The sequence below is a fragment of the Porphyromonas endodontalis genome (genome assembly GCF_052173515.1).
Lineage (GTDB): Bacteria > Bacteroidota > Bacteroidia > Bacteroidales > Porphyromonadaceae > Porphyromonas > Porphyromonas endodontalis_A.
The window spans coordinates 98,998-107,933 of the sequence record NZ_JBQMYL010000007.1; the positions used below are offsets into that span (position 1 = coordinate 98,998).

8 protein-coding genes are annotated in these 8,936 nt (G+C 48.7%); 7 read left to right on the plus strand and 1 reads right to left on the minus strand.

The annotated features are described in order from the left end of the window. The first annotated feature begins 13 nt into the window (after window positions 1-13). From ACTTHR_RS05040 to ACTTHR_RS05070, 7 genes are all read left to right on the plus strand, one after another. Window positions 14-763, plus strand: a complete 750-nt coding sequence (locus ACTTHR_RS05040; protein WP_442605409.1) for a hypothetical protein — start codon at window positions 14-16, stop codon at window positions 761-763. Next, on the plus strand, window positions 744-1,562 hold the full coding sequence (gene uppS, locus ACTTHR_RS05045) for a polyprenyl diphosphate synthase (RefSeq protein WP_442605410.1): 819 nt from the start codon (window positions 744-746) through the stop codon (window positions 1,560-1,562). The genes ACTTHR_RS05040 and uppS overlap by 20 nt, the downstream gene beginning before the upstream one ends. After that, window positions 1,562-4,273 carry a BamA/OMP85 family outer membrane protein gene (locus ACTTHR_RS05050; RefSeq protein ID WP_442605415.1) on the plus strand — a complete coding sequence of 904 codons (2,712 nt, stop codon included), beginning with the start codon at window positions 1,562-1,564 and terminating at the stop codon, window positions 4,271-4,273. The genes uppS and ACTTHR_RS05050 overlap by 1 nt, the downstream gene beginning before the upstream one ends. 74 nt (window positions 4,274-4,347) lie before the next feature. Beyond that, window positions 4,348-4,860, plus strand: a complete 513-nt coding sequence (locus ACTTHR_RS05055; protein WP_276773137.1) for an OmpH family outer membrane protein — start codon at window positions 4,348-4,350, stop codon at window positions 4,858-4,860. A 64-nt stretch (window positions 4,861-4,924) separates the two neighbouring features. Further along, window positions 4,925-5,422, plus strand: a complete 498-nt coding sequence (locus ACTTHR_RS05060; RefSeq protein ID WP_276773141.1) for an OmpH family outer membrane protein — start codon at window positions 4,925-4,927, stop codon at window positions 5,420-5,422. Window positions 5,423-5,501: 79 nt separating this feature from the next. Beyond that, window positions 5,502-6,215, plus strand: a complete 714-nt coding sequence (locus ACTTHR_RS05065; protein ID WP_442605411.1) for a M15 family metallopeptidase — start codon at window positions 5,502-5,504, stop codon at window positions 6,213-6,215. A gap of 23 nt (window positions 6,216-6,238) precedes the next feature. Continuing rightward, window positions 6,239-7,468, plus strand: a complete 1,230-nt coding sequence (locus ACTTHR_RS05070; RefSeq protein WP_442605412.1) for a THUMP-like domain-containing protein — start codon at window positions 6,239-6,241, stop codon at window positions 7,466-7,468. Here the strand turns inward: ACTTHR_RS05070 and ACTTHR_RS05075 are convergent. Then, complete coding sequence (locus tag ACTTHR_RS05075; protein WP_442605413.1) at window positions 7,465-7,920, minus strand: nucleoside deaminase; 456 nt, start codon at window positions 7,918-7,920, stop codon at window positions 7,465-7,467. The two genes, ACTTHR_RS05070 and ACTTHR_RS05075, sit on opposite strands and share 4 nt — an antisense overlap. Window positions 7,921-8,936 lie beyond the last annotated feature (1,016 nt).

Here is an 8,936-nt window from a genome sequence, read left to right on the forward strand (position 1 = left end):
CAGCCCCCTCTCAATGCAGAAGTTTTGCTCGAACAGATCGGAGGGAAATAGGCTCTCTCAGTATCCTTGGTGGCTCTTGTTGCTCATCTTGGGCGGGATACATTCTGCCCTTAATGCGCAAGAGTATCGCCTAGAATGGGGTGGGATTGCCTCGGTTAATAGCTACCTAGGCGACGCCAATCGGGTAGTTCCTTTTGCATCCGTAGGTGGAGGAGTGGGGGCACAAATGCGCTATAATCACAATTTCCGCATTGCCTTCTCGGGAGATCTTACCTACAACTACATTCATGGTAATAGCCGAATACGGAACCAAGTCTATCCCCAACAAACAAGCAAAGTCAACTTTGCGGCTCACGCCCTATTACTCTCCATAAAAGGGGAATATAACTTCTTTGCTTATAGCGATAAATACCCATTTCTCCACACACGTAGGTGGAGTCCCTACCTTGCCCTTGGGCTATCCGTAGGCGCCGCTTTTGGCAAAGACGCTCACACATTTATGCCGGGGATAGAGGGAGCTCTCGGCATCAAATATAAAATAGCGAACCGCCTCAATCTCATTGCCTCCCTCGGAGGGCGACAGTTTTTTACCGATAGACTGGATGCACTCAGTACTGAATCCTCTTTTCTTAGCAACCCATACCGACTTCAATCGTCTTGGTATAAAGGAGGAGATGGAATGCTACTAATAACCCTGGGGATAACGTACGAATTTTCTTCCCGAGGCTCTTCTTGCAACATAAATGAGCAAATTGCACGATAATAACGGATCTAAAGTGCCTTGCAAGGCAGTACCCAAGCATGTTGCCATCATCATGGACGGCAACGGGCGTTGGGCTACAGCACAAGGGAAAGACCGCTCCTACGGTCATGTGGAGGGGGTAGTAGCTCTCCGACGCACCGTGGCTGCCGCCGCCAAAGCAGGCATCGAGACACTAACGGCCTACGCCTTCAGTTCGGAGAATTGGGCACGCCCAACGGCGGAAGTGGATGCCCTTATGGCCCTTATGGTACAGAGTATGGAGTACTATGCCCCTGAGTTTGCCTCGGAGGGCGTGCGCATCCTTGCTATTGGCGACCTCCATCGCCTGCCCGAGAGTACTCGCCAAGCCGTAGAGCGCACCATGGAGCAAACAGCCCACAACAGCACGATTACCCTTGTTGTGTGCCTTAGCTACTCCTCAAGATGGGAGCTAAACCATGCCGTCCGCACCTTGGCACAAGATATAGCCTCGGGCAAAATCTCTCCGGAAGATCTATCGGGAGACGAACCTCTGGCTCCCTATCTCTCCACTTACGGCATACCCGATCCCGACCTCCTCATCCGCACGGGAGGCGAGTTACGTGTCAGCAATTTCCTCCTCTACCAAATAGCCTATTCCGAGCTCTACTTCTGCCCTACCCTCTGGCCGGACTTTGACGAAGAAGACCTCCAAAAGGCGCTCTACGAATTTTCTCAACGACACAGACGATTCGGACTTGTGGAGGGACAATCCCCCAGTCATCTGAACGAAAACAAAGTAACATCGGCAGCGAACGCAGCCCCTCAAGATACTCTATGATGCGTAATTTCCTAGCTCAGATTCTGCTCCTCTCGGGGCTATCTCTTCTATCTTTTCAGCTTCGGGCTCAAACAGATACTCCCGAGTCTCCCAAAAGTGATAAGGTAGAAATCAACTATGCACGCCCCACGAACTATCGAATTGCCGACATAGCGATAACAGGGGGAGAGGGCTACGATAACTCGGTACTTATTAGCCTCTCCGGACTTAACGTTGGCGATCTCGTAGAGGTGCCCGGCATTGCCTTTAGCGATGCTGTACGCCGCTTTATGCGCAACGGATACTTCGACAATGCCCGCATCATAGCAAAGAAAATAGAGGGGAATCAGATTTGGATCGAAATCCAACTCAAGCAACGCCCCAAAATCTCCGGGGTTACCTTTACCGGAGTTACCAAGAGTGAACGAAAAGACCTAGAGGAGCGCACCGGGTTACGTGCCGAGATGCAACTCACCCCCAATATCATTGACCGTACCAAACAACTTGTCAAGAAATACTTCGACGAGAAGGGTTACAGTGACATGACCGTAGAGGTGGAACAAAAAAACGACCTCTCGAAACAAAATCACGCCCTCGTTACGGTTGTTATCGACAAGAAGAGCAAAATCAAAGTAAGTCAGATCGAATTCGTTGGCAATAAAGAGCTAAGTAATAACGCCCTACGCGCCTCCATGAAGAAGACCAACGAGACCTTTTCTCTTGGGAAAGGCCGTGCATGGTCTAGCATTCTAGAGATCTTCAGTCAAAAAAAATTCATCGAAAAGGACTACAAAGAAGACCTCAACAACCTACTGACGCGCTACCACGAAGCAGGGTATCGCGATGCCGAAATCCTCTCCGACACCATTGTAAAAGACCCCCAAAATCCCAAGCGTATCAAAATCCGAATCAAGCTGGACGAAGGGAAGAAATACTACATCAAAAGCCTCCGATTTGTGGGAAATACGAAGTATCCTACAGAGTACCTCAATGCCATGCTCGGCATAAAATCGGGGGAAGTATACAACCAAAAACGACTCGAGAACAGGCTCTCCGTAGACGAAGATGCTGTAGCCAACCTCTACTACAACAACGGCTACATCTTTGCCCACATAGACCCCATAGAGACAGGGATTGTGGGGGGAGACTCTGTTAATCTAGACCTCCGAATCACCGAAGGTCCCCAAGCAACCATTAGCAAAGTACTCATCAAGGGGAATGACCTTGTGTACGAAAACGTGATCCGTCGAGAGCTTTACACAAAACCGGGCAAGCTCTTTAGTAAAGAGGACTTGATGAATTCGTACATGGCGCTCAACCAACTCAACCAATTCGACCCGGAGAAAAGCGTCCCCAAACCTGTGCCCAATACACAAGATGGGACAGTGGATATTGAGTATAACTTGGAGCCCAAACGAAGTGACAAGTTTGAGATGTCTCTAGGTTGGAGCCAAGCCGGTCTTATCGCGAGTGTAGGGCTTAGCTTTACCAACTTCTCTATGTACAATCTGTTCCATCCCAGCATGTACAAGGGAATTATCCCACAGGGAGATGGCCAGACCCTTTCGCTCAATGTCTCCACCAATGGACGCTATTACCAACAATATGGTCTCACCTTTGTCGATCCCTGGTTTGGGGGCAAACGACCCAATTACTTCTCTGCAAGTATTTTCTATTCACGCCAAACAGCCCTAGACACACGCTTCTACAACAACAAAATATCGTCTCAAGCCGGAGCGTATAACCCCTACTATGGGTATGGTGGATACGGCTACGGAGGATATGGAGGCTACGGCAACTATGGGGGCGGCTACGGATACGACGGCAGTGCTCTCATGGAGAAGGCGTACAACCCCAACCAATCTCTCTCCATCTTAGGAGGGTCTATCGGGTATGGTAAGCGTCTCAATTGGCCCGACAATTGGTTTATGTTCTATGCTTCCCTCAACTACAATTACTACCATCTCAACGACTGGGTTTACGATACATTTGAGGGCTTCCACAACGGCTCTGCCAACGACATAAACCTACAACTTAGGTTCTCTCGCTCCTCGCTCGACAACCCCATCTACACACGTCGTGGGTCTGAGTTCTCTTTGAGTGTTACGGCCACTCCGCCCTATTCTCTCTTCGACAATGTCGATTATTCAGACCCCAGACTCTCGGCCAACAAGCGCTACAAGTTTGTAGAGTACCACAAGTGGCGTTTTACAGGGCGCGTATTTACCCCCCTTGCCAACCCCCAAATGGTACAATATACTCCCGTGCTGATGAATCGTCTCGACCTCGGGATTTTAGGTTCGTATCACCCCTATAAGCGTTCGCCCTTTGGCACTTACTACATGGGAGGTGACGGCATGAGTGGTTATGTGGGAGGCTACATGAACGAAACTATCGGGCTACGTGGGTACAAAAACGGGACTATCGCAGGTAGCAACTACGACTATGCCACGGCCTTTATGCGTCTCACCACCGAGCTTCGCATGCCTATCGTCTTCCAGGGGCAGACCAATATCTGGGCACTTGCATTCATAGAAGCCGGGAATGCTTGGACAAATATCTCAGACCTCAACCCCTTCAATCTGAAAAGATCTGCCGGGCTGGGCGTTCGCATCACTCTGCCAATGGTAGGGCTCTTGGGTATCGACTGGGGATACGGCTTCGATCGCCCCAACAACAGCACCGATCGAGGGGGGAGCAATGTACACTTCGTGCTTAACAAAGAGTTCTAATAACGTATAGCAAATAAACCTAAGCCCCTTTTGGGGCTCCAACAGAATATAAGTACAATATAAGCCTAATTGACATGAAACGACTAGTAATCTCACTCCTCTTTGCAGCGGCCACTACGCTGACTGCCTTTGCCCAAAAGTATGCTCTTGTAGACATGGAGTACATCCTCAAAAACATCCCTAACTACGAGATGATGAACGAGCAACTTGAGTCTGTCTCCAAGAAGTGGCAACAAGAAGTACAGAAGGTACAGACCGAAGCCGAGACCCTCTACAAAAAATATCAGAAGGATCTTGTATTCCTCTCCGCCGCTCAAAAGAAAACTCGCGAAGACGAGATCGTAAAAAAGGAACAGGCAGCAGCCGAATTGCAAACGAAGTATTTTGGTCCCGAAGGAGAGCTATACAAGAAACGCAATGAGATGATGAAACCGATCCAAGATGAGATATGGGAAGCCATCAAAGAGATCGCAAAAGCCAATAGCTTCCAACTCGTACTTGATAGAGGCACCTCCGGTATTATCTATGCCAATCCCGGGATCGACATCAGCGATCAGGTACTCAAAAAAATGGGGTACAGCAAATAACATCAGACAGTAACCCATCCAACAGCATAAAATCAATTATTAATCACTCAACAATATTCTCAGTATGAAGAAAATTATCATCAGCTTGGTGGTGGCTCTCTGCCCCCTAGCACTCGTGGCTCAGCAAAAGATCGCCATGGTAAACACGCAAGAGATCATGGCAGCTCTGCCCGAGACTACAGCAGCTCAGACGCGCCTCCAAGAACTTGATGCCAAGTACACGCAAGAAGTGCAGAAGATGCAACAAGAGTATACCACCAAGGTGGAGGCTTTTACCAAGGAGCAAAATTCGCTCTCCGAAGCTATCCGCAAAAGCCGTCAGCAGGAGCTTGTGGACATGCAAAACCGCATTCAACAATCTATGCAGGTAATGCAGCAAGACCTTCAGAAGCAACAAGAAACACTTCTTGCTCCTATCCAACAAAAAGTACTCGATGCCATTAAAAAGGCTGGCGACGAAGCCGGCTGTACCTATGTACTAGAGTATGGAGCATTCCTCCACGCTGGTAAGGATGCCATCGACCTCACGGCTAAAGTACGTGCACGTTTGGGTATAAAATAAATCCTTATAGAACAGAATAAAACCTGCCTAGCCTACCTCTTTGGGGGTTGCCTAGGTGGGTTTTTCTTTTTACGCTTCGATGAAACACAAGATCCTCACCCTCTTACTCTCGCTGGTTTGTGTCGCGCATAGTACCGCACTCCCGCTGTTAAAAGTCCGCACTCAATCTTCTCAAGAAGATAAGGGGGCTATTGACTCTAAAATGGAAGCTGCAGGACTTGTGGATGTATGCAGTTTGGCTCCCGAGATTCGACTTGACCTCCGATATGCCACAACGCAAAACTTCACGAAGCAACAGCTCTACAAAGGTCTCTCCAGAGCCTATTTCCAACCCAAATTTGCCCAACGTATAGCAGAGGCACAATGCCTGCTAAATAAGGAGCACCCCGGCTATCACTTCGTAATTTTTGATGCTTCGCGCCCCATAAGTGTGCAGCGAACGATGTATGCCGTTGTGCGCGATACGCCTCTCAAAGTCTACGTAGCTAATGGAGCGCGTGGTGGGCGACACAATTATGGTGTGGCAGTGGATCTCTCCATCGCTGATGCCGAGGGTACATTATTGGATATGGGTACCGACTTCGATTTCTTTGGAGAGGAAGCTCACACTGACCAAGAGGCAAGGCTCGTTAAAGAGGGCAAAATAACCAAAGAAGCACAGTGCAATCGACAGCTCTTACGCTCTGTAATGGACCGCGTAGGCCTCCGTTGCTACACACGGGAGTGGTGGCACTTCCAAGAAAAGATAGACATGCCGGAGGTGCGGAAACGCTACAAACTACTTGACTTCTAGCCCAACTTACCTCCCATCACTCCATGCTTACTCTAGAAGAAATTGAGAGAATAATGGATCTGGCAAAAGGCGAGTGGCGAGATAAATCCCCCGACCGGATCCTTTTTGGGAAGTCTTCTCTATCTCCCACCCTCCGCCAACATTTGGCCTTACAGATCACCTACCGCGAAAAAATAGCACACAAATACCCCTCTCTTTCTTCACTAGGCATCTTTTTACCCGAGGGCATCACCTACGAACAAAGCTCCGGCGAAGCAACGGCACGCTACAAGGCAGAGACGTTTGCACCCAGCCCCTTTCTGGTCGATGGTACTGGGGGATTAGGGATTGACTTCTCACACCTTGCAAGGAGAGCCCAACGCGCTATCTACCTAGAGCGAAACGAGGATTTTGCCACGGCAGCTCAATACAACATCCCTCGCATTATGGGAGAGAGCTACTCTCCAACTCGAGTAGAAATACAACAGGGCTCCCTTTTGGACGAATTGGAGCGACTGGTAGCAAACGGGATGGAGATGCTCTATTTCGATCCGGCTCGACGCGCTCAGGGGGGAGCTCGCACCTACGCTCTTGCCGATACAGAGCCATCCCCTATTGAAGTCTGCCACACGCTACAAAGGCTAGAGTATCAAGGTCGAATCCTCATCAAAGTCTCTCCCATGGAGGACATTAAAGAGGTGTTGCGGCAACTCCCCTCCGTACAAGAGGTACACATTGTGCAGAGTGGCGACGAGGTAAAGGAGTTACTGCTCTACATCCCGACACTCTCTACTCAGAGCGAAGCCACTCCGCCCTCTCTCATTGCAGTACAGTTATCCCCAGAGGGGCTCGTAGTAAACAGATTTTGTGGAACTCCGGCGGAAGAAAGCGAACAAACCCATCACTTTGCCTCAGCCCTAGAGCACTATCTACTGCTCCCGGGGGCTGCCCTACAAAAGAGCGGCCTCTACCACTCCATCGGCATTGCCTACAACGCCCTACCCCTGCACCCAAATAGCCACATCTATACCACGGATCAAAAGCCTAGCCACTTCCTAGGCAAATGCTACGAAGTAGTGCGCGTGACGCCTGCTAAATCCAGCGAATTGAAACGACTGAACCAAGTGTACCCCGAGGCAGATTTCTCGCAACGCAATTTCCCCCTCAAGCCTGTTGATTTTTACAAGAAAACGAAGATTCGCCCCGGGAGCAGCCATCGGCTAATCGGTACTACTCTACTCTCCGGAGAAAGCGTAATTATCGAGGTGCGCTAGCGACGCTCCGAAAAGAAGCTGCGCAGAAGGTCTGCAGCTTCCTCGCCAAAGGGACCGACCTCAATGACCGCGCGAGGATGCGGAGCCTTAGGGGCTAATACGTGATAACCTGCCTTGGGGTCGGAGGTGGCATACACAATCCGCGACACTTGTGCCCATCGCAGAGCTCCCATACACATCACACAGGGTTCGAGCGAAACGTACAGAGTACAATCAGTAAGGTACTTTGCTCCCAAATTTTCCGTTGCTGCCGTGATGGCAAGGATTTCAGCGTGTGCCGTAGGGTCTTGCAATTGCTCCACTCGGTTACGTCCTCGCCCTACAATTCTTCCTTGATAGACCACAACGGCGCCAATAGGCACCTCTCCCGCCTCTTTGGCAAGATACGCCTCATCTAGAGCGGCACGCATGGCGCGCTCGTCTTCTGTTTGGATGCTTTTCCCTTGTTCCATGGAGCGAAGGTACTACATCTCTACCTGATTTTACAGATCCGCATCACAAGGCGTTCGTCCCAAAGGGGATTCTCTTTTCCTCCTGAGGGAGGAGGCAAATACCTCCTCGTGAAGCGGTCAAATCCGATCTGCCTAGAAAAGAAATCAATTTAGGGCAGAAAAACTTTATTTTTCAGTCAGAAATGCAGTGACAAACCAGCTAATTTCCAAATCTTTTTAGGGCAGTTTTCCCCCAAAGAATAGGCTGAAAAATTCTCCTTATATCCCATTAAACCCTTATTTATTATAGCCTCGTTCAATAGAAAATTCTCAAATTAACATTCTCAATAATCTTAAGGATTCCTTTCAAGGGATTCATAAAAGATAAATATAGATCATTAGAAAGGAAACAAACAATAGAAGAAGTATAAATCTTGACTTAATTCTCCGAGTAAAGACTTCCCATCACTCCTTACACCTCCTTATGCTTCGTTAAGAATTCGGCATAAACTATCTTAACTTTTTGGTTAGTCCCTACATTTCGACTTCCTTTGTGGCTGAAAAGGAGTGCATAGCGATGTGTTCCAAGTTGTAGTAAACTACTAAACTACAATAGTTTCCTTCTCTAGGGAGGTTTGCTTTCTTACCTTTGTACTCCGCTTCTGGGGTCGTTTGGATTCCTATGTTTATTCCAAGATTTATTCTGGCATCCTGTTTGCGGGGTGGAATATCCTGTCTTTGTCTTGTGCATAGAGAGAGAGAGCAGGTGTATAACAAATATGGCTCTAAAAGTCTAAGTCAAGAGTAAGAAAAAAACAAAGATGATAGCGGGCATAATACTCGTAGGCCTCTGATAGTACGCAAACGGATGGCCCCCTTCTCTACCTGTCCATTGGGAGCAGTAGAGGCGAGTATTTCTCTCTCGTAATGGGAGAGAGAAGAGAAGAAGGCTCTTCATCTTAGGGTTGCAAAGCTCTCCCTCTTTTATTTCTCTATAAATTAAGATTCAATTCCCTCTGAACAATGAAGTTCTTACA

Excerpts from the sequence above, each read along its gene's own strand:
- ACTTHR_RS05040 (WP_442605409.1), top strand. The coding sequence starts at position 14 with ATGCAGAAGTTTTGCTCGAACAGATCGGAGGGAAATAGGCTCTCTCAG.
- ACTTHR_RS05070 (WP_442605412.1), top strand. The coding sequence starts at position 6,239 with ATGCTTACTCTAGAAGAAATTGAGAGAATAATGGATCTGGCAAAAGGC.
- ACTTHR_RS05065 (WP_442605411.1), top strand. The coding sequence starts at position 5,502 with ATGAAACACAAGATCCTCACCCTCTTACTCTCGCTGGTTTGTGTCGCG.
- ACTTHR_RS05050 (WP_442605415.1), top strand. The coding sequence starts at position 1,562 with ATGCGTAATTTCCTAGCTCAGATTCTGCTCCTCTCGGGGCTATCTCTT.
- uppS (WP_442605410.1), top strand. The coding sequence starts at position 744 with ATGAGCAAATTGCACGATAATAACGGATCTAAAGTGCCTTGCAAGGCA.
- ACTTHR_RS05060 (WP_276773141.1), top strand. The coding sequence starts at position 4,925 with ATGAAGAAAATTATCATCAGCTTGGTGGTGGCTCTCTGCCCCCTAGCA.
- ACTTHR_RS05075 (WP_442605413.1), bottom strand. The coding sequence starts at position 7,920 with ATGGAACAAGGGAAAAGCATCCAAACAGAAGACGAGCGCGCCATGCGT.
- ACTTHR_RS05055 (WP_276773137.1), top strand. The coding sequence starts at position 4,348 with ATGAAACGACTAGTAATCTCACTCCTCTTTGCAGCGGCCACTACGCTG.